General features: G+C 44.3%; 22 protein-coding genes and 1 pseudogene. 15 read left to right on the top strand and 8 right to left on the bottom strand.

Annotation, left to right across the window (positions count from 1 at the left end; all coding sequences use genetic code 11):
- Position 1 precedes the first annotated feature (1 nt).
- Positions 2 to 856, top strand: coding sequence for an SPFH domain-containing protein (locus E2K74_RS01190; protein WP_151205570.1), 855 nt, complete (start codon positions 2 to 4; stop codon positions 854 to 856).
- Between the two features lie 215 nt (positions 857 to 1,071).
- On the top strand, positions 1,072 to 2,583 hold the full coding sequence (putP, locus tag E2K74_RS01185; protein WP_151205571.1) for a sodium/proline symporter PutP: 1,512 nt from the start codon (positions 1,072 to 1,074) through the stop codon (positions 2,581 to 2,583).
- Between the two features lie 83 nt (positions 2,584 to 2,666).
- Here the strand turns inward: putP and E2K74_RS01180 are convergent, their stop codons facing one another.
- The 3 genes from E2K74_RS01180 to carO form a co-directional block, all read right to left on the bottom strand.
- A complete protein-coding gene (locus E2K74_RS01180) occupies positions 2,667 to 3,575 on the bottom strand; it encodes a polyprenyl synthetase family protein (RefSeq protein WP_151205369.1) in 909 nt (302 codons plus the stop codon).
- Between the two features lie 225 nt (positions 3,576 to 3,800).
- Complete coding sequence (gene prpF / locus E2K74_RS01175) at positions 3,801 to 4,991, bottom strand: 2-methylaconitate cis-trans isomerase PrpF (RefSeq protein WP_151205922.1); 1,191 nt, start codon at positions 4,989 to 4,991, stop codon at positions 3,801 to 3,803.
- A gap of 308 nt (positions 4,992 to 5,299) precedes the next feature.
- Positions 5,300 to 6,034 carry an ornithine uptake porin CarO gene (carO, locus tag E2K74_RS01170; protein WP_151205367.1) on the bottom strand — a complete coding sequence of 245 codons (735 nt, stop codon included), beginning with the start codon at positions 6,032 to 6,034 and terminating at the stop codon, positions 5,300 to 5,302.
- A 295-nt stretch (positions 6,035 to 6,329) separates the two neighbouring features.
- Here carO and dapD point away from each other — a divergent pair, with 295 nt between their 5' ends.
- The 5 genes from dapD (at position 6,330) to E2K74_RS01145 (ending at position 9,655) form a co-directional block, all read left to right on the top strand.
- A complete protein-coding gene (gene dapD, locus E2K74_RS01165; protein WP_151205921.1) occupies positions 6,330 to 7,151 on the top strand; it encodes a 2,3,4,5-tetrahydropyridine-2,6-dicarboxylate N-succinyltransferase in 822 nt (273 codons plus the stop codon).
- 128 nt (positions 7,152 to 7,279) lie between these two features.
- Entirely contained in the window at positions 7,280 to 7,990 is a 711-nt protein-coding gene (gene queE / locus E2K74_RS01160) for a 7-carboxy-7-deazaguanine synthase QueE (protein WP_151205920.1), read from the top strand.
- Between the two features lie 32 nt (positions 7,991 to 8,022).
- Positions 8,023 to 8,691: a 7-cyano-7-deazaguanine synthase QueC gene (gene queC / locus E2K74_RS01155; protein ID WP_151205364.1), complete on the top strand. Its 669-nt coding sequence runs from the start codon at positions 8,023 to 8,025 to the stop codon at positions 8,689 to 8,691.
- 16 nt (positions 8,692 to 8,707) lie between these two features.
- Positions 8,708 to 9,118, top strand: a complete 411-nt coding sequence (locus E2K74_RS01150; RefSeq protein WP_151205363.1) for a hypothetical protein — start codon at positions 8,708 to 8,710, stop codon at positions 9,116 to 9,118.
- Between the two features lie 78 nt (positions 9,119 to 9,196).
- The gene (locus E2K74_RS01145; RefSeq protein ID WP_151205919.1) at positions 9,197 to 9,655 is read left to right on the top strand and encodes a peroxiredoxin; all 459 of its coding nucleotides are present in this window, start codon (positions 9,197 to 9,199) and stop codon (positions 9,653 to 9,655) included.
- A gap of 73 nt (positions 9,656 to 9,728) precedes the next feature.
- Here the strand turns inward: E2K74_RS01145 and E2K74_RS01140 are convergent.
- A pseudogene (locus E2K74_RS01140) lies at positions 9,729 to 10,328 on the bottom strand (LysE/ArgO family amino acid transporter).
- A 138-nt stretch (positions 10,329 to 10,466) separates the two neighbouring features.
- On the opposite strand from E2K74_RS01140, the gene E2K74_RS15095 reads away from it, so the two are divergent.
- Entirely contained in the window at positions 10,467 to 10,781 is a 315-nt protein-coding gene (locus E2K74_RS15095) for a hypothetical protein (protein ID WP_374982201.1), read from the top strand.
- Positions 10,709 to 11,137 (top strand): LysR substrate-binding domain-containing protein, encoded by a 429-nt coding sequence (locus E2K74_RS15090; RefSeq protein ID WP_413773035.1) that lies wholly within the window; start codon positions 10,709 to 10,711, stop codon positions 11,135 to 11,137. Before E2K74_RS15095 ends, E2K74_RS15090 begins: the two co-directional genes overlap by 73 nt.
- An 8-nt stretch (positions 11,138 to 11,145) precedes the next feature.
- On the opposite strand, the gene E2K74_RS01130 is transcribed toward E2K74_RS15090, so the two are convergent.
- Together E2K74_RS01130 and E2K74_RS01125 are read right to left on the bottom strand one after the other, a co-directional pair.
- Positions 11,146 to 11,712 carry a YceI family protein gene (locus E2K74_RS01130; protein ID WP_151205918.1) on the bottom strand — a complete coding sequence of 189 codons (567 nt, stop codon included), beginning with the start codon at positions 11,710 to 11,712 and terminating at the stop codon, positions 11,146 to 11,148.
- Positions 11,713 to 11,759: 47 nt separating this feature from the next.
- A complete protein-coding gene (locus tag E2K74_RS01125) occupies positions 11,760 to 12,329 on the bottom strand; it encodes a nicotinate-nicotinamide nucleotide adenylyltransferase (protein WP_151205917.1) in 570 nt (189 codons plus the stop codon).
- Between the two features lie 103 nt (positions 12,330 to 12,432).
- Between E2K74_RS01125 and E2K74_RS01120 the strand changes: the two genes are divergently transcribed.
- Entirely contained in the window at positions 12,433 to 13,233 is an 801-nt protein-coding gene (locus tag E2K74_RS01120) for an enoyl-CoA hydratase-related protein (protein ID WP_151205417.1), read from the top strand.
- A gap of 102 nt (positions 13,234 to 13,335) precedes the next feature.
- Positions 13,336 to 14,082 (top strand): nitroreductase family protein, encoded by a 747-nt coding sequence (locus E2K74_RS01115; RefSeq protein ID WP_151205916.1) that lies wholly within the window; start codon positions 13,336 to 13,338, stop codon positions 14,080 to 14,082.
- Positions 14,083 to 14,314: 232 nt separating this feature from the next.
- Here E2K74_RS01115 and E2K74_RS01110 read toward each other — a convergent pair whose 3' ends face one another.
- Both E2K74_RS01110 and purL read right to left on the bottom strand, forming a co-directional pair.
- Positions 14,315 to 14,632 carry an NGG1p interacting factor NIF3 gene (locus E2K74_RS01110; RefSeq protein ID WP_151205915.1) on the bottom strand — a complete coding sequence of 106 codons (318 nt, stop codon included), beginning with the start codon at positions 14,630 to 14,632 and terminating at the stop codon, positions 14,315 to 14,317.
- A 286-nt stretch (positions 14,633 to 14,918) separates the two neighbouring features.
- Positions 14,919 to 18,752 (bottom strand): phosphoribosylformylglycinamidine synthase, encoded by a 3,834-nt coding sequence (gene purL / locus E2K74_RS01105; protein ID WP_151205914.1) that lies wholly within the window; start codon positions 18,750 to 18,752, stop codon positions 14,919 to 14,921.
- Positions 18,753 to 20,124: 1,372 nt separating this feature from the next.
- Here purL and E2K74_RS01100 point away from each other — a divergent pair.
- The 4 genes from E2K74_RS01100 to ruvA all read left to right on the top strand — a co-directional run bounded on the left by E2K74_RS01100 (position 20,125) and on the right by ruvA (position 24,139).
- On the top strand, positions 20,125 to 21,762 hold the full coding sequence (locus E2K74_RS01100) for a sodium:solute symporter family transporter (RefSeq protein WP_151205555.1): 1,638 nt from the start codon (positions 20,125 to 20,127) through the stop codon (positions 21,760 to 21,762).
- 11 nt (positions 21,763 to 21,773) lie between these two features.
- Positions 21,774 to 21,905 carry a putative transporter small subunit gene (locus tag E2K74_RS14775; RefSeq protein ID WP_005097597.1) on the top strand — a complete coding sequence of 44 codons (132 nt, stop codon included), beginning with the start codon at positions 21,774 to 21,776 and terminating at the stop codon, positions 21,903 to 21,905.
- Positions 21,906 to 22,077: 172 nt separating this feature from the next.
- Positions 22,078 to 23,418, top strand: a complete 1,341-nt coding sequence (locus tag E2K74_RS01095; RefSeq protein WP_151205913.1) for a deoxyguanosinetriphosphate triphosphohydrolase — start codon at positions 22,078 to 22,080, stop codon at positions 23,416 to 23,418.
- Between the two features lie 118 nt (positions 23,419 to 23,536).
- On the top strand, positions 23,537 to 24,139 hold the full coding sequence (gene ruvA / locus E2K74_RS01090) for a Holliday junction branch migration protein RuvA (protein ID WP_151205912.1): 603 nt from the start codon (positions 23,537 to 23,539) through the stop codon (positions 24,137 to 24,139).
- Positions 24,140 to 24,229: the final 90 nt, after the last annotated feature.

The following is a 24,229-nucleotide window of genomic DNA, read 5'->3' as shown; positions in this document are numbered from 1 at the left end:
TATGTCTAGTGGCTCTATAATTGTTCTTGCATTTTTAGCTTTTGTTGCAATTACCATCTTTAAAGGTGTGCGTATTGTTCCGCAAGGTTATAAGTGGATCGTACAAAGACTTGGTAAATACCATACCACCCTGAATCCGGGCCTGAATTTCGTCATTCCCTATGTCGATGAAGTCGCCTATAAAGTCACAACCAAAGATATCGTGCTGGATATTCCCTCTCAAGAAGTGATTACCCGTGATAACGCGGTGCTGCTCATGAATGCCGTGGCGTATATCAACCTGACCACACCTGAAAAAGCCGTATACGGTATTGAAAATTACTCTTGGGCCATCCAAAACCTGGTTCAGACTTCACTACGTTCTATCGTGGGTGAAATGGATCTGGATGATGCTTTATCTTCACGTGACCATATCAAGGCACGTTTAAAATCCAGTATTTCAGATGATATTTCAGACTGGGGCATCACCTTAAAAACCGTAGAAATTCAAGATATTAAGCCATCTATTACAATGCAGACCGCAATGGAAGAACAAGCCGCTGCAGAACGTCAGCGCCGTGCAACCGTAACCAAGGCCGATGGTGAAAAACAGGCTGCCATTCTGGAAGCGGATGGTCGTCTGGAAGCTTCACGTCGTGATGCGGAAGCACAAGTCGTTTTGGCTGAGTCTTCACAACGTGCCATTGACATGGTGACCTCTGCAATTGGAGATAATGAAATCCCGGTGGCATATTTACTTGGTGAACAATATGTCAAAGCCATGCAAGATATGGCCAAATCTCCAAATGCCAAAACTGTGGTACTGCCTGCCGATATACTCAATACCATCCGCGGCGTGATGGGAAGAAATCATTAAAATACCCTCTTCCTCTTCTGAAAACAGGCAGCCATCAGGTTGCCTATTTTCCTTTGGGACAAGAAATCTCAGCAAAGAGTGTGAATTTATGGTTAAATTTCGCATTTATTTTGAAATCCTTCGGACTTGGCTGGAAATATACGTCCCGACGTCACTCTGGTCATCATGAAAGTCCTTATTTCGATCTCCTGTGAAAACTCGAAAATGGATATTGTATGAGTCCCCTAAATCCGACCTTAATTACCTTTCTTCTTTATATCGTCGCCATGGTCGTGATTGGCCTGATGGCTTATCGCGCAACCAATAACTTTTCTGATTACATTTTAGGGGGCCGACGTTTAGGTAGTTTCGTAACTGCACTTTCTGCCGGGGCTTCTGACATGAGTGGTTGGCTGCTAATGGGCTTGCCAGGTGCAATTTATCTCTCTGGCCTGTCAGAGATGTGGATTGCAATTGGCCTGATCATCGGCGCATGGCTGAACTGGCTGCTGGTTGCCGGGCGTTTACGTGTACATACCGAAGTCCAGCACAATGCCCTGACCCTGCCAGATTATTTCTCCAACCGCTTTAATGACCAGAAGAAAGTCCTGCGTATTGTGTCAGCCTTTGTCATTCTGATTTTCTTTGCAATTTATTGTGCTTCAGGCATGGTCGCCGGTGCCCGTCTGTTTGAAAGTATGTTTGGCCTGTCTTACAGTACAGCTCTCTGGATCAGTGCGATTGCGACCATCAGCTATGTGTTCATTGGTGGCTTTCTGGCTGTCAGCTGGACCGATACCATTCAGGCCGGCCTGATGATTTTTGCACTTTTATTGACGCCAATTGTGACCTTGCTGACGTTCTCCGATCTGTCACAGGTCACGTTGGCGCTGGAAGCTGCCCGTCCACAGGCCATGAATCTGGTGGGTGATCTGAGTACCGTAGCCATTCTTTCACTGATGGCATGGGGCTTAGGTTATTTTGGCCAGCCGCATATTCTGGTGCGCTTTATGGCGGCAGATTCTGTCAAGTCGATTCCGAATGCACGCCGTATTGGTATGACCTGGATGATTCTTTGCCTGGGCGGTGCAGTCGCAGCCGGTTTCTTTGGTATTGCTTATTTCCAGGCTCATCCAGAATTAGCCACTGTTGTGAGTACCAATCCTGAAACAGTATTTATGGAACTGACCAAAATCCTGTTTAATCCATGGATTGCCGGTATTGTGCTGGCTGCAATTTTAGCCGCTGTCATGAGTACCTTAAGCTGCCAGCTTCTGGTCTGTTCAAGCACCCTCACCGAAGATTTTTATAAATCTTTTCTGCGTAAAAATGCCTCACAAAAAGAACTGGTGTGGGTCGGCCGTTTAATGGTGCTTCTGATTGCCCTGCTTGCCATCTGGATGGCGGGTAATCCTGAATCTAAAGTACTGGGCTTGGTGTCTTATGCCTGGGCCGGTTTTGGTGCAGCGTTCGGCCCTCTGATTATTCTGTCACTGTTCTGGAAGCGCATGACTTTAAATGGTGCTCTGGCAGGGATGATCGTCGGTGCTGCTATGGTTATTCTCTGGAAAAACACATTGGGCGTTACTGGTCTGGGAGTTATTCCAGCTGGAATCTATGAAATTATCCCCGGCTTTATGTGCTCATGGATTGCGATTGTACTGGTGAGCCTGATAGACAAAACCCCAACTGCCGCAATTACCACCCGTTTTGAAGAAGCAGAACGTCTGTATAACCAAAGCAAATAATTGAGCGATCCACTAAAAAGAGGACGTTAAGTCCTCTTTTTTTTATAGATGGGTTTTCATCTGTCTTGGCACAATTTTTCCAACTAGCTTTTACGATGGAGCAGGAACTGGGTAATGTGCATCAGTTCCTCAGCTTCGCCTTCAAAATGAGCCAAAGCAGTCAATGCCTGATCATGTAATTGCTGGGCATAAATTTTGGCCTGCTCCAAACCCATTAGGGCCGGATACGTCGATTTCTCAACCTGTTCATCCTTGCCTGCGGTTTTACCCAACACTTCCGTGTCGGAAATAATATCCAGAATATCGTCCTGCACCTGGAAGGCCAAACCAATTACCTGTCCAAATTCACGCAGTTTAGGAATCGCCAGATCGGTTCCTTCAAAGATTGTCACTGCCGCCATCATAATTGCTGCGCTGATTAAAGCACCGGTTTTATTACGGTGAATGGTTTCTAAAGCCTCTTGATCAATTTTCTTGCCTTCAGACTGTAAATCAAGCACCTGACCATTGACCATTTTTGAAGAGGCCGTTGCTAAAATCTGCATCTGCTTCAAGACAATCGACGACTCGACAGCCGGTCCCTGATCAAACAGACGGCTACCCAGAATTTCAAAAGCCATGGACTGCAGAATATCTCCGGCCAACAGCGCCGTATCTTCACCATAGGCCACATGACAAGTCGGCTGCCCACGGCGTAACAGGTCATTATCCATACATGGTAGATCATCATGGGCCAGTGAATAACAATGAATAAATTCAATCGCAACAGCCGCACGGCGTACCGCAGCGGTATTCTGGTTGGGCTTTAGGGAGGCGGTGGCATAACACAGGGCTGGACGTACCCGCTTGCCGCCAAGCATCACGGCATGATGGACTGCCGACTTTAGCGGCTCAGGAATGGCAAAAGCCTCTAAAGCGGCCAGTAAGTCGTGGTGAATCCGTTGTTGTGCTTGAGTTAATGCATGGGTTGATACGTCAGTAATAGATGACACATTCGCCTCGAATACGTAGTCCAGAAAAATAGAATGACAAGCGGCTAAACGCCTGTGTGCTTAGCAGGCATTGTACCTAGAATTACTTTGAATTTTCAGCTTTAAATCGACCTGTTGTTCTGTAATTCCTGGATTAATACAAGATAAATCCAGGAAAGCACTTCTTCTGCCCCATAAAAACCCACCGCAGGGCCAGAGGCTTACTTAGGCGATTTAAAAAAAGCATTAAGATAAAACATCTTCAGGCACCCGCACCCAGCCTTCCATCAGCACACGCGCACTGCGGCTCATGATGGCCTTTTTTACCTTCCATTCACCATTTTCCTGAACTGCTTGTGCGCCGACTCTTAAAGTTCCTGAAGGATGGCCAAAGCGAATCGATTCCCGCTCTCCCCCACCGGCAACCTGGTTTAGTAATGTCCCCGGAATTGCAGCAGCCGTTGCAATTGCGACCGCAGCTGTACCCATCATGGCATGGTGTAGTTTCCCCATAGATAAGGCGCGTACCAGAATATCGCTATCCGCTTCGGTGACTTCTTTACCGCTAGAAGAAATATAAGTCTTTGGTGCTGCAACAAAAGCAATTTTCGGTGTGTGTTGACGGGTTGCAGCTTCACTAACATCCTGAATCAGTCCCATCTGCTTGGCAGCATAAGCACGAATAGTTTCAAACTTTGCCAGTGCAGCGGCATCATTATTAATATGCTCCTGTAACTCGGTGCCGTTATAGTCCAGATCTTCAGCCTTTAAAAATACGATTGGAATACCGGCATTAATCATGGTGACTTCAAAGCTGCCAATATTTGGCACGTGCAGCGTTTCGGTCAGGTACCCTGTTGGAAACATTGAGCCACCTTCGGCATTGTCATCCGCCGGGTCCAGAAACTCAATCTGCACCTCAGCCGCCGGGAAAGTAACTCCATCCAGTTCAAAATCACCCAATTCCTGCACTTGGCCATTCTGCATAGGCACGTGCGCAATAATCGTTTTCTGGATATTCTTTTGCCAGATTCGGACTATACATATTCCATTTTCCGGGATACGTGCCTGATCCACCAGATCATTGGAAATCGCAAATGCACCTACTGCTGCGGTCAGATTGCCACAATTGCCACTCCAGTCAACAAAAGGTCGATCAATCGATACCTGTCCAAACAGATAATCTACATCATGATGTTCTTGCTGGCTTTTGGATAGAATCACAGTTTTACTGGTACTTGAACTTGCTCCCCCCATCCCATCAATTTGTTTGCCATAGGGATCAGGACTGCCAATGATACGTAGCAGGAGCTGGTCACGAATTCGGCCCGGCTGCCGGGCAGCAGGCGGCAAGTCATCCAGCTTAAAAAATACGCCTTTACTCGTACCTCCACGCATATAAGTGGCGGGAATCTTGATCTGGGCTGCAAAACTCATGAATGCTCTCTTCCTTTGATTTATCTTGATTTGTCGTTGTTTTCTTTAGATTATTGGATCTCTAGGTTTTAACTATAGTAGGTTTAAGCCACAACACTACCAAGCCCGACCTTAGTATAAAAACCGGCCATCAAGCCATTTGGTATCCTTCAAGGATTCTGACCTATCACAGTCTCCCCTTCAAACTCACCTGAAAAGGCTGCCATGACTCTATGACTTCATCCCGGGAATAGATACTCAGTTTTATCAACAAGATGATAAATAAAAAAACAGGCCGTAGCCTGTTTTTTTATTGCTGAGATGAATGTTTAGAAACGGAAGCTTACACCCAGTTTGGCAACCGGTAGCCATTCATATTCGTTGTCATTACGAATTTCACGCTCTTCATTTCTTAACGCTGTATCAAAATCTGGTGCGTTTGGATCAAGTGCTTCAAAGTTACCAGTTGAAGTTAAATTAACATTTGGATTGCCATTATAGTAGGCACCAATTTCACCGAATACGCCCCAACGGTTGGTAATTGCTGGTGAGAAACCAATACCTACATATGGTGCAAGATTATTTTTATATGATAGATCACCAGTTACACGACCAGTAGTTCCACCTACAGTTTGATAACGGTTACCATCAACAGTAATAACCCCATTAGCTCCTGTACGACTTTCCAAGCCATAATCATTATCAATATAACCTACACCCGCGGCCATATAAAACCAGTTGGCCCAAGGACGGATTTCGGCATTTAAATAGGTCAGGTTATTGTCCATATCCAGATCGTATTTCGTGCCATTGATTGACAAGTCATCAGACCAGGAAATATCACCACCGTTATAACCTAGGGTTACACCTACATACGGGTTCACACTCCATGAAAGTGCGCCACCATAACCGGTCGTTCCGACTTCAGCACGAACAGAAGCAGGTTTAAAGAAAGAAAAAGATGCCACACCCTCATCTGTCACAACTGTTTCATCAGCCGCCATTGTAGAGCCTGCTGCTACCGCTAAAACGGATACAGCTAAAGCTTGATATAAAGATTTCATTATTTCTCTCCTTAAAAGAACTTTTTTTTGATCATTAGTTATGTGATGAGCTCAATATAAAGGAGTTAATGAATATTTTTTATGCAAGTTTTGCTTAGCTTTTGTTGTTTTTTGATACAAATTAGTTTTTCTTGTTGAATGGTAAGTGTTTTTTAAACAATGTTTGTACACATTAAAAATAAAGAAATTATACTTATCACTTTACTTTTTAAATTAGCCATTACCTTGCCGAGTTTTTACTTTTTTCCCAAAAATATAGTGTAAAATATTGGAAATTTTTTTCGGAAGGAAACTCATGCTTCAGCTTTCAACAATCATTGAGCAAGCGTTTGAAGGCCGTGCAAATTTTAGCGCAGCAGATTGTCCTACTGAAGTCCGTCAAGCAGTAGAGGACGTAATTGCTGGTCTGGACAATGGTACTTTACGGGTCGCAGAAAAAATCAATGGTGAATGGATAGTTCATCAATGGATAAAAAAAGCAGTCTTGTTATCATTTAAATTAAACGACAATCAATCGCTGGAAGCTGGTGACCTTCGTTTCTATGACAAGGTAAATACCAAATTTACCGAATGGACCGAAGAGCAGTTTAAAGCAGCGGGTGTGCGCGTCGTTCCTCCTGCTGTAGCGCGTAAGGGTTCTTATCAGGCAAAAAATGTGGTATTGATGCCTTCTTATGTGAACATTGGTGCTTATGTTGATGAAGGCACCATGGTTGACACGTGGGCTACTGTCGGCTCATGCGCACAAATTGGTAAGAATGTTCACCTGTCAGGTGGGGTAGGCATTGGGGGGGTACTTGAACCCCTTCAGGCAGGCCCAACTATTATTGAAGATAACTGCTTCATCGGTGCGCGTTCTGAAATTGTAGAAGGTGTGATTGTAGAGGAAGGTTCGGTCATTTCCATGGGCGTATTTATTGGTCAGTCTACCAAAATTTATGACCGCGCAACTGGCGAAATTTACTATGGTCGGGTTCCTGCAGGTTCTGTCGTAGTATCGGGCAGCCTTCCTTCTAAATGTGGTACATACAGCCTGTATGCTGCAATCATCGTGAAAAAGGTAGATGCCAAAACTCGGGCTAAAACTAGCCTAAATGACTTACTTCGTGAAGATTAAGATGTAGTCTGCTGCGGAACATTTATTGTTCCTCGGGGCCTCAACCGCTCCTCGTCTCTACGGTTAGCAATGATCGTAGGGATTTTTATTTTTATACCTAATTATTTTTTTCAGTGGTTAATAGTGTTATGAATATGCTTCGATCTTCTGCTATTCCTGTTTCTGATCCGTCTGCGGGTTTACGCATTACGGAGATCTTTTATTCATTACAAGGTGAAGCCAATGCGGCTGGACTGCCAACGGTATTTATTCGTTTAACCGGCTGTCCACTACGCTGTACCTACTGCGATACCACCTATTCTTTTGAAGGCGGTGAACGTCAAGCTCTGAATGATATTATTCAGACTGCACTCGCTTTTAAAACCCCTTATATTTGTGTGACAGGTGGTGAACCCTTAGCGCAGCCCAATGCCCTGCCCTTGATGCAGCGCCTGGCAGACTTGGGCTGTGAAGTATCGCTTGAAACCAGCGGTGCACTCGATGTGTCAAAGGTAGACCCGCGTGTATCTAAAATTTTAGACTTAAAGACCCCAACTTCAGGTGAAGTTTCACGAAATCTGCTTTCTAATCTGGACCATTTAAGCCCGCATGATCAGATCAAGTTCGTCATTTGTAACCGTGAAGACTATGAATGGTCAAAACAGCAGGTAGAGCTCTATCAACTGGAGCAGAAAGTCAGTACAGTTTGGTTTTCGCCCGCATTTGCGATTGAAAAAGGTTCGGTACACTTGCCAGCACTGGCACGTGATTTAGCCCAATGGATTTTGGAAGACCATCTCCCGGTTCGTTTCCAGCTGCAACTTCACAAGTTGTTATGGAACGATGAAACAGGTCGTTAATTTTTTATAAAGTTATTTTTGGAGTATCAGTTATGCGCCCTCGTGCCATTGTATTGTTATCTGGCGGATTAGACTCAACAACCTGTCTGGCTTGGGCGCAGGCACGGTATGAATGTATTGCGCTAAGCTTTATGTACGGTCAGCGCTCTACCACCGAGCTGGACGCAGCACGTGCCTTGGCAAAACGTGCGGGTATAGAACACCGTGTAATTAATATTGATTTAGGTAACCTGGGTGGCTCAGCCCTGACTGATCCTAGCCTTGAGATCCCGGATCAGGAACAGGAAGGTATTCCTATTACCTATGTCCCTGCACGCAACACCATCTTCCTCTCTTATGCCCTGGCAGCGGCAGAAGTCTTACACGCTGAGGCCATCGTAATCGGAATTAATGCAGTGGATTATTCGGGCTATCCAGACTGCCGCCAAGAGTTTATTGAAGCTTTTGCCAACATGGCTCGCCTTGCCACCAAAGTCGGTATTGAAGGTCAGGCGCTCAAATTTGAAACACCTTTGTTACATTTATCCAAAGCAAATATTATTCGCTTAGGTCTGGAACATGGCGTAGACTACAGTCAAACGGTATCTTGCTACCAGGCAGATGACCTAGGACGTGCCTGTGGAAAATGCGACAGTTGTCGTTTACGCAAACAAGGTTTTGCAGACGCAGGTGTTGAAGACCCGACACGTTATATACCGTAAAGACAAGGTAGAATATATGAAAATGTTAAAATCAAGTATCGTTCTTTCAGCGATCGTTTCAGCTGCGGCAATGTTTACAACGGCAACCCATGCAGCCGAAGACAAATTACAACAAGCTTATAAAAGCACCAATGTTAAAGCTGCATTGATCAATGTTTGTAAAGATGAAACTGCTAAAGGCAAAAAACTGACTGCTGCTGAAGTGAGCAAGTATTGTAGCTGTGCTGTAGAAGCAGACGGCAAGCTGACCAATGCTCAAAAATGGGAAATCCAAAGTACGATTAACCAGAAAAAAAGCCCGGGTACTTTAGCGTTTGTACAAAAACAGAATAAAGATCTGCAAGCATGTTTCGGTCCGCAGCTGACTGGTAAATTGAAAAATTTAACTGAAGAAGCGATGAAATCTGCTCAGGCAGCAAAGAAATAATCCGTCCAGATTATTTGCTAGAATAAGCCACAATATGTGGCTTATTTTTTTGAAAAATCTATAGAAATTGGAGTAGTCATGTCTGAGATCAGTTTACTTGACCAGAATTTTCCTGCCACGACAGGTGAAATCAATTTAGCTCAACTGGATACACCATGGCTGGTGATTTATTTTTATCCCAAAGATTCTACCCCCGGCTGTACCACTCAAGCGGTCAGTTTTTCATGCCTAAAAGATCAGTTTGATGCTTTAAATACCACAATTATTGGTATTTCACGTGATTCGGTTAAAGCCCATCAAAACTTTACTGAAAAGCAAAATCTGACGATTAATCTGATTAGCGATAAAGAAGAAGTGTTATGTAATCACTTTGATGTGATCAAAGAAAAAAATATGTATGGCAAAAAAGTTATGGGCATTGAACGCTCAACTTTTATTTTCCATAACGGCATATTGCTTAAACAATACCGCAAAGTGAAAGCTGCAGGTCATGCTGAGCAGGTGCTAGAGGATTTAAAAGCCCTTCAAGCGGCTTAACTTGCTCTCCTCCCCTAAAAAGGCATGAAGTTCCTCTTCATGTCTTTTTCTTAGATTCATGCTCCCAATAGACTTAATTTAATAAAGAAATCGCAATTGACCACATCACGCAGCCGATCAGTATATCCAGTATCTTCCAGGCTTGAGGGCGATGAAAAACCGGCTGCAAATAACGTGCCGCATAGCCCAGGCTAAAAAAGAATACGAAGGAGGCAGTGATTCCTCCCAGAGCAAAATAAAATTGTGCATTTGCATATTGGGTGGAGATAGACCCCATTAATATCACAGTATCTAGGTAGACATGCGGATTCAGCCAGGTCAGTATTAGACAGATGCATAGGACTTTATATAAGACAGGCTCTGCATCTTGGTCTGGTATTAAGCGCTGCTCACTTTTCCCGGCCTGATAAAAATGTTGTGCACCATAGATCAACAAGAACGTCGCACCCAAATACTTGGCAATGTTCAGCCAATGCGGATATAACAGCATCAGCTGTGAGAAACCTAAAACTCCAGCTGAAATCAGGATGGCATCTGATAATGCACAGCAGAGACAAATGGCAAAGATATGCTACTGTTTCAATCCTTGTTTCAACACAAAAGCGTTCTGCGCACCAATGGCAATAATCAGGCTAAAACCAATGGCTAGCCCCTGTATATAGGCATTTAACATCGACATGTCATTTCATTATAAAAATGCCATCATTCTCCATATCCGACTTTTGAATTAAATATAATTAAGAAAATATCATCCAGACCAAATTTCTTTTAGCTAGCCCATGCTCCTTAATTCTAAAATTATGCGGCTTTTCTGGCAGTTGCCGAAACACGAAGTTTTGACGTTGCAGCAAAAGTATTAAATATCACCGCCTCCGCAGTAAGCTTGCGGGTACTTGGCTATTGCCCTGCCTGTCAGTCACACTCATTTCAAAAAAAGATTGCTTTGCATCTTCGGATGACCGTTCAAAGTGAAACGCATAAGCTTTTGCAACAAGGCCAAGTCAATGCCTGCATTAGTAGCCAAAATGAAGCCATGTCGGGCTGTAAAGCACATTGTCTTGGAAAGATGCGTATCGCATGGTGGCGACCCCTGCTTTTGTACAATCGTGGTTTAAACGAGGGATAAGTCGAGAGGCGCTACCTAAGGCCCCTGCCGTCATTTATAATGATCAAGATCATTTGCATAGCCACACATTGCTGGCTCAATTCGGCTTACATCAGCAATGCTTTGCTTTTTATTACACTCCCTCTGCAACAGCATTTGCTGAGGCCATTTTTTCAGGACTGGGTTATGGTTTAGTGCCTGAATATCAAATCGCTGACTGTCTTGAAAATAGCGCACTGGTCGAGATATTGCCAGAATGCCAATGCGATGTGCCATGGTATTGGCATCACTGGCAGCAGCAATCTCCTGCTCTTAGGGTATTAACCGGAGTGATCTTGCATCAGGCCAGCTCCTTATTCAACCAGAGCCGTTTTTAGAGCCGAGCCTATTTAAGCTGCCATTGTCCAGAAACTACAATATTGACTTTTTCTCCAATCCCGCCAAATGCTTTTTTCATTCCAAAGTCACTGCGTGTTATCACTGTCGTCGCGTCAACATCCAAACGTTGGGGCTGGCTGATACTGGGTTTTAAGATAGTATCCAAAACCACCCGTCGGGTCACGCCCCGCAAGGATAAATCACCTGTAATACTGTAGTGATGAGGACCTAAAACGATAAATTCACGGCTCGTGAAAGTCGCAGTCTGATATTTTTCAACATCAAAGAAATCTTCTCCCAGAATCAGATTACTCAACGAGGGCTTATTTAAACTCAAACTTTTGATGTCGAGAACAAACTGGGCGGAGGCATGGAGTGGAGCTGCAGGATCAAAACTCATGCTAGACTGAATCTGCTCAAATTTACCTTTTACAATCGACAACCCCATCGACTTGATCTCAAAACCGACTTGAGTTTCTGGCGTGAGTTCCCATTGCTGAGGAGTGGCATGAGTAGCAAAATTTAAGCTCAGTATTCCTGCAACTAAGACGCTTTTCGCGATCCTGACATTCATCTGCTTCACTCCTAGGCCGCTGCAATTGCTTGCCTTGAGCTATTAGCTTACTCAAGATTGGTTTTGTCTTGAGTCAGGTATTTGTGCCGCAATTGTTGGTAAATAGGTGTTTTTTGAAATTGATGTAAAAACTCACTGGTTCCCAAGGGAAAAGCCGATTCAATAATTTTCCCAGCATAATAAGCTTCACGTAGCGGCGTTGCTGAAATTGCGCCTTTCAGGCTTTCAAGCTCGACCATCTCCCATTCAGGAAACAGCTTAAGATAATAGGAAGATTCATCCTTAAAATGGCCAATTAAACCCACTTTTGCATCTGGTTCAACGACACCTGTGACGAGTGATTTGACCAGTTTCTGCCATTTTTGGTCATTATAAACATCAATCACATGAACAAATTTGATCCGTTGTTGATCTTCAGCGGAAAAATTAGATAAAACCATCTGTTCACGCTCAGCAGCACTAAATGGATTTTTAATATTCCGTTCATTCTGTGCCGAACCTAAGGCCAGAATCACTTGCCGGCTTTGTTTTAATGCAATTTTAATGGTTTGCATATGGGCCAGATGAAAGGGCTGAAAACGGCCAATAAAAACCAGATAATCAAATGTATAGTTCATAACAGATCAATTTTTTATGACTCGAGAGTTGTGTCGTTTAAATAAATATGCGACATAATAAACGCCATAAAATTAAATTAAGTTTTAAAGCAAGGATAGTACGATGACACTGAGCTGTATTCAACAACCTCATCCGCATTTAAACGCAATTTTAGATCAGGGCGTACTCACGCTGGCTATCAACCGCCCTGAAGCCAAAAATGCCTTGTATGGTGAATTATACTTATGGATTGCCCAGGCGCTCGATGAAGCCGATCAGGACAGCAGTGTCCGGGTGGTAATTTTACGCGGTCAGGATGCAGATTTTAGTGCAGGCAATGACATGCAAGACTTTATGAAGTATGCAGCAATGAAGGGTCAGGCCCCTGCAGCAGAAGGCCCTCCTTTTATTTTATTAAAATCGGCAGCTAAATTTTCTAAGCCTTTGATTGCAGCCGTACGCGGTGTAGCTATTGGTATTGGGGTAACGATCCTGTTGCATTGTGACCTGGTTTATAGTGATCATACTGCCCTGTTCCAGATTCCTTTTGTCAGTCTGGGACTTTCTCCTGAAGGAGCTTCAAGTAAATTGTTAATTGAACAGGCGGGTTATCACAAGGCGGCTGAGTTATTACTTACTGCACAAAAATTTAACAGTGAAACAGCACGTTCAGCCAATTTAGTGAACAGTATTGAAGAAGAGGTTTATAGTAAAGCAGCACAGCAAGCTGCTCAACTGGCGGCCCTTCCGCTGGCTTCTCTGGTCCAGTCCAAAGCCTTGATGAAACATAATTTAAATGAAATTGTTGAATGGATTGATCATGAAGCTGACATCTTTATGCAGCGTGTTGGCTCACCTGAAATGATGGAAGCAGTTGCGGCCTTTATGCAAAAGCGTAAGCCGGATTTTTCTCAATTCAACTAATTTAAGTTTGTCTATAAAACCACTTGGTTCGATAAGCTGGGTGGTTTTCTTATATTTCACCCCCATTTCTTTCCACATCACTGTAAAAAGAATATAAATACCATGACTGAAAAAAAGCGCTACTACGAGCCTGCTCCCCAAGATATTGATGTAGACAACTTCCGTAAGGTGATTGAAAGCCGCCGTTCGGTACGTAAATTTACCAGCAAAGCGATTCCTGCCGAAGTGCTCGATGATTGTCTGGACCTCGCCTTACTGGCCCCCAACTCATCGAACTTGCAGCCCTGGACCTTCTATGTGGTACAAAGTCCTGCCAAAAAGAAACGCCTGGTGAAAGCCTGCATGAGCCAGCTGGCTGCCAAGACAGCATCTGAACTGATTGTCTGTGTTGCCCGCACTGACCGTATAGATGAAATGGCCAAACGTAATATTAATGAGTTTCCATTTCCAGAAGCCCCACCTGCAGTCAAGAAATACTACAAATACATTCCCTATAACTACAAAACCGGTTATCTGAATGCCTTTGGCAATTTTAAGAAAGTGGCGTTCAAAGTTGCCCGTACACTGGACAAGCAAATGCCAGTATCAGCATTTAATCCTGCGGATGCCAAACTGTGGGCCAGCAAAACCACAGCACTGGCCTGTGAAAATCTGGTTCTGGCCTTACGTGCTTATGGCTTTGACAGCTGCATGATGGAAGGATTTGATGAGCCGCTGGTACGTGAAATTCTGGCATTAAATGATGGACAATATCCTGTCATGGTCATTGCAGCAGGTGAGCGTGCGAAAGATGGCGTATTCTTCCCGCAGTACCGTTTTGATCGTGAGCTGTTTATTCAGAAGGTTTAAGGTTCTTCCAGATGGACTCTTTTTCAATAAGGTCTTAATTTTGACATTAACTTTCGCTTCGACCTACTGTTGTTTTGGGACAAAGTAGGTCGAAACATCGAAGTATTGTCATCCACAAAATCGGCTCAAACCTTCTCGCTGTCGATACATCACAGATTTTTTTTCATCTTCAGTCCTGCCTTAAACCAGTGCGGATGGCGTTTCAGTGTACCGAATATTGGTTTAAAAGCTATTAGAGTGGAATCTCCACCATTTGAATAAACTCAAAAGCCGGCTCTTCATAAGGATGTATGGCCTTTAACGCCCGTGCCACCTCACTGGCCTTATGTTCAGGCACAATGGTTTCTACCCGCCATTCTGAAACTTGTTCAAGCTCACCGACCTCACCAATAAATGGATCAGCGCCTTTCAGCGGCTTAAACTGGCCAGTGCCTAAAATCTGCCAGGCACAATGTTCATAATCGCCTATCCCTCCGGCACCGGCTGTAAAAATGGCAAGTTTAGTCGATTCAAGATGAGATTCAGGAACGTAATAAATGAGTTTAAGCATATCAATTGGTATATATTCTAGGAGTATTAATCCATCATATGGATCAAGCATCATGATGTCTAATCAAAGATTACTTGCGAACCTGCTGGAGGAACAGCTAAAAAGTTTAGCAAATAAACTCCCTTCAAAGCAGCAGCTACCTTTCTGGAAGATACTATTAAATTTCTCTCTTTTCATAAAGTTAATCACTGGTTTAATTCCTTAAAAGAGCAAAAATAAAAGAAAAATATCACCCAATAAAAAAGCCACCCGAAGGCGGCTTTTCATTCAGATGAATTTATAAAAATTAACCAATAAACTTACGTGCATTACGGAACATACGTAACCAGGCACCATCTTGATCCCAGTCTTCCGGTTTCCAAGAATGCTGAACCGCACGGAAGTTACGCTCTGGGTGTGGCATCAGAATTGTTGCACGACCATCTTGAGAAGTTACACCAGAGATCCCTTCAGGCGAACCGTTCGGGTTTAATGGATATTGTTCTGTTGCCTGACCTTGGCTGTCAACATAGCGCATAATCACTTGATTACCTGCATTCAGTGCAGCCAGATTTTCAGCAGATGCAACCACACGACCTTCACCATGCGCCACAGCGATTGGAAGAATAGAACCTTCCATGCCTTCTAGCAATACAGAATGAGATTTCTCGACACGAACGTTAACACTACGTGCTTCAAAAACCTCTGACTTGTTGCGATGGAAACGCGGCCATGCATCTGCCCCCGGAATAAGGGGTGCCAATTGAGACAACATCTGACAACCATTACAAATACCTAAAGAGAAGGTTTCCTGACGGTTGAAGAATTTCTCGAACTGGTCACGTAGCTGCGGGTTAAACAATACAGATTTGGCCCAGCCGCCGCCTGCACCGAGTACGTCACCATAAGAGAAGCCACCACAGGTCACCAGACCTTCAAAGTCATCCAGACTGATACGGCCAGCCAGCAGGTCACTCATATGTACGTCAACCGTGTTGAAGCCTACTTTATCGAATGCAGCTGCCATTTCAACATGACCATTCACACCCTGCTCACGCAGAATTGCCATATTTGGACGACGTGAATTGATATATGGAGCTTCAACTGGCTCATTCAAATCGAATGTCGGTTGAGCGATCAAGCCCTGGTGGGACTGGTCTGTAATCAGGGAAAATTCTTGATCCGCAGTTTCGACGTTGTCACGTAAACGCTGGATTTGATGAGAAACTTCAGTCCAGGCCACTTGCAAATCGGCACGCTCAAGTACCAGACCATTTACAGACAACTGGTCCATATTGTTGACTGTACCCACAACAGAGATAGCATCTTTCAAGCTTGAAGTCGCAACTTCTGCTTGCAATACTTCCCAATCTGCTTTGGCAATTTGCAGAACTGCCCCGATTTCTTCAGCGAACAGTGCAGCCACAGATTGTTCTTCGAGTGCAACGCCCAGACGTGACGTAAACATCATTTCTGCAACAGTAGCCAATAAGCCGCCATCACCGATGTCATGATAGGCCTTGATCAGGTCGCGATCGTTCCACTCCTGAACCAGTGCAAAGAAAGCTTTCAAGTCATCAAAGCTATCAACGTCAGGGGTTACTGAACCAATCGCTTTATAAACCTGAGCCAGAATCGAGCCGCCTAGACGGAATTGGCCTTTAGAAAGATCGATACGTAGCAGTACAGAATCGATGTTTTTCAATTCAGGGGTCAATGTCTTGCGCACATCAGTCACTGGCGCAAATGCCGTGATTACCCCTGACATTGGCGAAGTCACAGATTTATCTGTACCTTCGTCATTCCAGGTCGTACGCATCGACAATGAGTCTTTACCCACAGGAATCGCGATTCCCAGTGCTGGACACATTTCCATACCGATGGCTTTTACGCCTTCAAACAATGCCTGGTCTTCACCTGGTTGACCGGCAGCCGCCATCCAGTTTGCAGACAGTTTGATGTCGCTGATCTGTTTAATCTTCGCCGACATGATATTTGTAATAGACTCAGCAACCGATAAACGTGCAGATGCTGCCGGATTTAACAATGCTACCGGTGGACGCTCGCCCATCGCCATTGCTTCACCGTTATAACCAACTAGACTGGTGGTGGTCACTGCAGCATCCGCGACAGGAATCTGCCAACGACCCACCATCTGGTCACGTGCAACCATACCGGTAATCGAGCGGTCACCAATAGTGATCAGGAATGATTTAGATGCAACTGTCGGGTTCTTGATCACGCGATAAATCGCATCTTTCAGGTCAGTGACTTTAGACGCATCAAAGTCATCACCTTTACGCTCCACTGTTTCATATGAACGGCTCATACGCGGGGTACCGCCAAGCATCACCTGCATTGGCATGTCCACCGGCTTATTGCCAAATAATGGATCTTCAACAGTTAAATGACGCGCTTCAGTCGCTTCGCCCAGCACCGCAAACGGACAACGTTCACGCGCACAGATTGACTCAAACAGTGGTAGAGATTCTGGACGGATCGCAAGCACATAACGCTCTTGTGCTTCGTTTGACCAGATTTCCATTGGCGACATGCCTGGCTCTAGAGATGGAATCTTACGCAGATCCAGTACCGCACCCAGTTCGTGGTCATTGACCAGTTCAGGCATTGCATTCGAAATACCGCCTGCACCGACGTCATGTACCGAAACGATCGGGTTTTCATCTTCCATGCGCCAGCAAGTATCAATGACTTCCTGACAACGGCGTTCCATTTCCGGGTTTTCACGCTGTACCGATGCGAAGTCGAGATTTTCACCCATGGTACCGCTGTCTACAGAAGACGCTGCGCCGCCGCCCAGACCGATCAGCATCGCAGGACCACCCAGCACGATGAGCAAGTCGCCCGGCTGGATCGGATCTTTTTCTACATGGTCAGGACGGATGTTACCGTAACCACCTGCAATCATGATCGGCTTATGGAAGCCTTTCACTTCGCCATTGACGTTCTGTTCAAAAGTACGGAAATAACCATTTAAAGCCGGACGACCAAATTCGTTGTTAAACGCTGCGCCACCGAGTGGGCCTTCAATCATGATTTGCAGTGGCGATGCCATACGTGATGGTTTGCCGTAGTTTTCTTCCCAAGGCTGTTCAAAACCAGGAATATTCAGGTTAGATACTGTGAAACCGGTTAAGCCAGCTTTCGGCTTACCACCACGACCTGTCGCACCTTCATCACGGATTTCACCGCCTGAACCGGTCGCAGCACCGGCAAATGGCGCAATCGCAGTCGGGTGGTTGTGTGTTTCCACTTTCATCAGAATATGAGCGGCCTGGCTCTTATATTTATAAACGTGCTGGCCGTTATCTTCCTTGGTTGGATAGAAACGTTGCGTATCAGAACCTACAATCACTGAGGCGTTGTCTTTATAAGCAGACAATACATCTGTTGGTGATTCCTTATAGGTGTTCTTGATCATCTGGAACAGTGACAAAGGCTGAACTTCACCATCAATGGTCCATTCTGAACCGAAGATTTTGTGACGGCAATGCTCAGAGTTTGCCTGTGCAAACATCATCAGCTCAATATCGTTCGGGTTACGGCCCAGCTTGTTAAAGGCATCGGTTAAATAATCAATTTCTTCATCAGACAGTGCAAAACCGAATTCATTGTTCGCCTGAACTAACGCTGCCTTGCCCTGACCCAGAATATCAATCGAGTTCAAAGGTTTTGGTGCTGTTTCAGTAAACAGTGCCGCAGCATCTTCAATCGTATTAAACACGCTTTCAGTCATGCGGTCATGTAAAACCTGCAGTACTTCTTTAGAAAGCTCTTTTTCACCTTTCAAGGTAAATAAAACACCGCGTTCCAGACGATGAACTGGGGTATTACAGTTCTTGAAAATATCTGTCGCTTTGGATGACCATGGAGAAATGGTGCCTAATCGTGGTGTTACTAAAATCTGGATTTCATCACTTGTCGCTTGGTGTAAATCAAAAGATTGACCATCATTTAAAAGCTGCAAAGCGGATTGCTGTTGTTGCTCGTTGAGCGCTTGGTCAAAGAGGTAGACCCATTGACTTTCAATTGATTGAACAGAACTAATTGACGATAAACGTGAAAGTAGTTGAGTTTTCTTAAATGAAGAATGTGCAGGTGCACCGGCAACAATAAACATGCTGATTTTGGCTCCACGGGATGGTCGTAAACCATGCCACAATGTGACTTGAGAGAGCGCATATTCTACTGTGAAATAAGGAAATCGGCTAGATGGCAAATACGAAAACTACTGCTGAAATATTCTGTATTTTTAAAATATTGTTTTATTTTCAAGCAGGAAAATTGAATCGGGTCGCGTAGACTAACACAATTTGTTAAATAAAAATCAAAACCGATGAAGAATAATTTCATTTAATAAAATTGTATTATTTTTCAACAGCAAGACTACTTAAAATGCGTACAGCACTTATTCTTGAGCCGCTATAAAAACCTTATTAAGGAAAGGATAGGTTTAGGCTCAAGCTTCTCGAGATAGACTAAAAACACTCGGGTTCATTTTTTCAGCTCGTCTCTCTGTGTCTTGTCAGCGAGTTGCCATACCGAAATAATTTTGTATCCCGCTATCTTTATTCCGGACTCCAGCGCACGCGTCAAGACTCTGCCTCGCTGTTCTATATATTTGGTCCTGCTGGGCATAAACCTGTCATGTCGCCTGCTTCAATCGACTTCCAATAATATCGGGCAGCCCGGATTATCCTGCTCGCTCCTTTTAATATATGAGCTGCATTTAAAGATACTTGAATCTCATATATAGGACCCCACCCTAGTTTTTAACAAGGAGTGAGACTTAAAATAAATAGGGTTATTTTATTAAATACATTTTAGAGATATTAGGCCTGCTTTTATTGACATATTAACCCAGAATATTGATTCAAATATTTCTTAAACCTCTCACTCAAAAGAGTGAAATTAAACGCTAATCAATTGAAAATATAAAGCTTAAATTTAAACTGATTCTCAGTCTCTATTCTTATGTAAAAATTTAGTATATATAGGCAGCATGAGACATGAATTAATGATAATTTCGTGGCCTATTATGAGAAAAATCACGACTCATAATGCAGAAAATAGCAAATATTAAAATTTTGTTACTTTTTTATTTCCTGACTAATATCAATCTTTATTCTAATTAAAAACCCTGCAATAAATGGCTGTAATTCCTATAAAAATATACCACTCACAGGTCCACATATTAGAAGATGTAGAAATCGAAAATAGCCTTATATCAGCAAAGAATCTGCATAATTGAGGACTTCATCATTAAATTTGATGATTTTATGTTAACCTCTACGCCAATTGTTGAGGAAATGTCCAGATTCGGGACGCATAAACCATCCTCTTTTCTGCTGCAGATATGCATATCAAATTGATATTCAGACACTGGTTTTTTTATTTTCTGTAGCTTCACTGCTCTGTCTAATCTAGAGCCTTAATCTGTTGCCAATGATTTAATTTTCAAAAACAAAAGGTGACCCGCTTAAGGAGTATATATGTTTCAATTCACTAGTACAGCAACTGTACTATTGATGGTGCTTTTCTATGGCATCACCTTTCTATTGTCGTTACGCATTAAGCAAAAAAATGAAAATGTCGATGGATATATGGTCTCGAATGGCTCCATCGGCTTTGGAATGTCTGCGGCCAGTATGACCGCCACCTGGATCTGGGCCGCTTCATTTTATGCAGCAGCTTCGTCCGGATATAAATACGGTGTTTCCGGTGCCTTACACTATGGTTTGTGGGGTGCACTGATGATTTTATTTATCTATCCATTTGGCAAACGTTTCCGCGAACTGGCACCCAATGCGCACACTTTGGCAGAAATCATGCATGCGCGGCATGGCAACCAGAGCCAGATGATTCTGGCCGGCTCCAACATTGTCGGGAGCGTAATCAGCCTGATGGTAAACTTTACCGCAGCTGGTGCGCTGGTTGAAATTCTGTCTCCCCTCAGCTTTATCCATGGGGTCTTGATTACCGGATTTGGCGTCCTGTCCTATACTTTATGGTCAGGTTTCCGCTCCTCGGTATTTACCGACTTTGGTCAACTGGTTGCCATGATTGTGGCGGCAGTGATCATTATTCCAACGCTATTTTTTACGCTGGGCGGCCCGTCACTGTTCCAGACCGGCATGCATAATCTGCAACCTGAACAACTGGATTTCTTTTCAAAAACCGCATTTTTAGAACAGGGCGCACCATTTTTTGTGGCGGTACTGGCCTATGCAATTGGTAACCAGACCATTGCTCAACGCATGTTTGCAGTCCGTAAAGACCTGATCAAACCGAGTTTCATTACCGCAACCATTGGTTATGCAGCGATTGTCGTCGGTTTAGGAATGCTCGGATTATTGGCACTCTTTGCCGGTATTCAGCCGATTGATGGCAACCTGAACAACCTGATTCCACAAATGGCAGCGACGTATCTGTCTCCATTTATGGTGGCCTTACTCTTTTTCATGGTAATTGGCGCGCTTTCGTCAACGGCGGATTCGGACTTATCCGCCTTGTCTGCCATCGTAATGACCGACATTTATGGCAAACAGATTGCTAAAAATCGCCCTGATCCGAAGAAGATGCTGTTTATTGGCCGGATGACCATGATTGTAGCCACCATGCTCGGTATTTTAATTGCCACGCTTAAATTCGATATTCTGGCGATGCTGATTTTCGTCGGCGCGCTCTGGGGTGCCATTGTATTCCCGGTGATTGCCAGCCTGTACTGGGACAAGGTCAATGCTCGTGCCTTTAACTGGTCTGTCGGTATCGCATTTTTAAGCTTTCTGGTGGTTCGATTTGAATGGCTGCCGATTCAGGGTCTGATCGCACTTGGCTTTGAGCTTATGGCGACCCTCGGTATTGGTGTGGTACTGGGTCTGATGAGCTTTGGCTTCTTTGGCAAGAAAGTTGGCCTGGTGGTCGGCATTCTGGCCAGTATCGGCTTCCTTCCATGGACCATCGGCTTCCTGCGTGATTATGGCACGCTATTGAGTTCTCTGACCGCCTATGGCAGCAGCGCCATTGTCTGTACTGTCCTGACTTTAATGAATAGCAAAGAACGATTTGATTTTAAACAAATCAATAAAATGGTGATTGAATTTCACCAGGTATCTGAGAAAAGTAAATAAGGAGATTTCAGATGAGTAGTCAATTTATGACCCTATATGTACTTTTTTGGCCATTGGTGGCGACGATGATTCTGTTCGTCATTTGTATGGGAGTCTATAAAGACATCCAGGAAGCCAAGATCAGTGGTGAAGATTTGCTTTAGTACACCACTCTCATGAGACAAAAACAGGTCAATATGACCTGTTTTTTATGGCAACTGTTCAACTGAAATTTCCACAGATTTTTGTGTGTTCCGACAATTCATGTCGCAGCACCCTAGTGCTGTCGTCACTTTTTTGGCATGATGCACAGAGCAAAGAACTGAATAATGATAAATGACTCAAATGCGTTGGTTAGAACTGCTTTCCACAGTTCGGATTGGTAGTAAAAAGCAAAGTACTGAACTGGCCCGCAGCCCGTTCCATAAAGATTATGACCGGATTATTTTTTCCCAGAGCTTCCGGCAGCTGAACCGTAAAACGCAGGTTCACCCCCTGACCCAGCATGACGGGATTCACACCCGTTTAACCCATTCGCTTGAAGTGTCCTGTATTGGACGCTCGCTGGGAATGCTGGCAGCAGAGAAAATTAAAGACCGGCTGCCACCCTGGATTTCCCCGGCAGATGTCGGTGCCATTATTCAGGCAGCCTGTCTGGCGCATGATATTGGTAATCCGCCCTTTGGTCATGCGGGTGAATATGCAATTCGGGAATGGTTTGATGATGTATCGCATACGGACTTCTTAAAAGATTTGAGTCCCGAGCAGGAAGCCGATGTACGCCAGTTTGAGGGCAATGCCCAAGGTCTGCGCCTGCTGACCAAGATTGACTATCATCCCAACGACGGTGGCATGCGCCTGACGTATGCCACTTTAGGCGCTTATTTGAAATATCCGTGGCTGTCCAAAACCATTGCATCTCAAGGTGACCGCCCGGCCAGTCAACGAGCCAAATTTGGCTGTTATCAGGCGGAAAAAGACATTTTAAAACAGATCGCAGAAGAGCTTGGACTGATCCAGTTAGACGAGTATCAATACTGCCGTCACCCACTCACCTATCTGCTCGAAGCAGCCGATGACATCTGTTATGCCCTGATTGACCTAGAAGATGGCATCAGCCTGAATATGCTGAGTTATGAGGAAGTGGAGCCGGTATTTCTAAATCTGCTGGGCGACTATGGTGTTCCGTCCGAGATAGCCATGGAAAATACCACTTGGCAGCAGAAAATTGCCGCCTTGCGTGGCCGTGTGATGAAACGCCTGGTGAATGAAGTGACCACGGCCTTTGCCCGACATCATGACCAGATTTTATCGGGCCAGTTACAGGGTGGGTTATTGCAATATTGCACAGCAGATATTGAAAGCGGGATTGACCGGGCCAAAGAACTGGCGCGTGACAGGATTTTTGAGCATCCGCAAAAAGCAGGACTGGAAATCATTGCTCATCAATGCTTGCAGAATATTCTGGATGCATTTATTCCGCTGACTATACCGCATAAAACGCTGAGCTTTAAGGAACAGCGCCTGATGTCGATTCTGCAACGCTCAGGTGCGAATTTCACAGCCAGCCATTATGAAAATATTATGCAGGTCCTGGATATTATCTCAAAATTTTCTGATCATCAGGCCTATAACCTGTCACAGGAATTACAGGGCAATAAAGTCGGATTATTATAAAATATCCTGCTGTATTAAGTGATGATGACAGTAAAATCCCCCATTGTGCAGCAGTGGTTTTGCCTTTACTGAAAATGCTGACTACTATGCTACAAACTGAATTTAGTGATGATAAAAGATGATTGGATGCCTAATTGGTGAAGTACTGGCGCTTGAAGCACCGACTGTCCTGTTAAATGTAAATGGAGTGGGTTATGAAATTGATACACCACTTACCACCTTTTGCCAGCTCCAGAAAGGTCAGCACATTACCCTGTGGACACATCTGGCCGTACGTGAAGATGCGCAGTTACTCTATGGCTTTTTAAATGCCCAGGAAAAAACCATTTTCCGGACCTTATTAAAGGTGAATGGCGTTGGCCCAAAAATGGCACTGGGTATTCTGTCAACGTTAAGTGTAGAAATGCTGATTCACACAGTTGAGAACGAAGACCTCAACACCTTGGTCAAAGTACCGGGGGTGGGCAAAAAAACCGCTGAACGCCTGATGATTGAGCTGCGAGACCGCTTTAAGGCGATGGCCACAGGTACCACACCGGCCAATTCTACTGCACCCCAGATTCAGTTTATGGGGAACTCTGCAGTGGCCGAAGCCGAAGCTGCATTACAGTCATTAGGCTACAAACCTGCTGAAGCACAAAAACTGATTAATGCAGTGAAAGCCGACTTCACAGAAGCCAGTGACATCATCCGTGCAGCATTAAAATCGATGAATCGCTAATGATTAACGTCAACCACATATGTTAAGCACTTAGTTTTACTACACGTTAGACGACATGGATGTCGTCCGTTAGATTGGGATATAGGGACA

The sequence above is a fragment of the Acinetobacter sp. RF15B genome, assembly GCF_007558235.1.
Classification (GTDB): domain Bacteria; phylum Pseudomonadota; class Gammaproteobacteria; order Pseudomonadales; family Moraxellaceae; genus Acinetobacter; species Acinetobacter lwoffii_C.
This window is presented reverse-complemented; position numbering and strand designations above follow the sequence as displayed.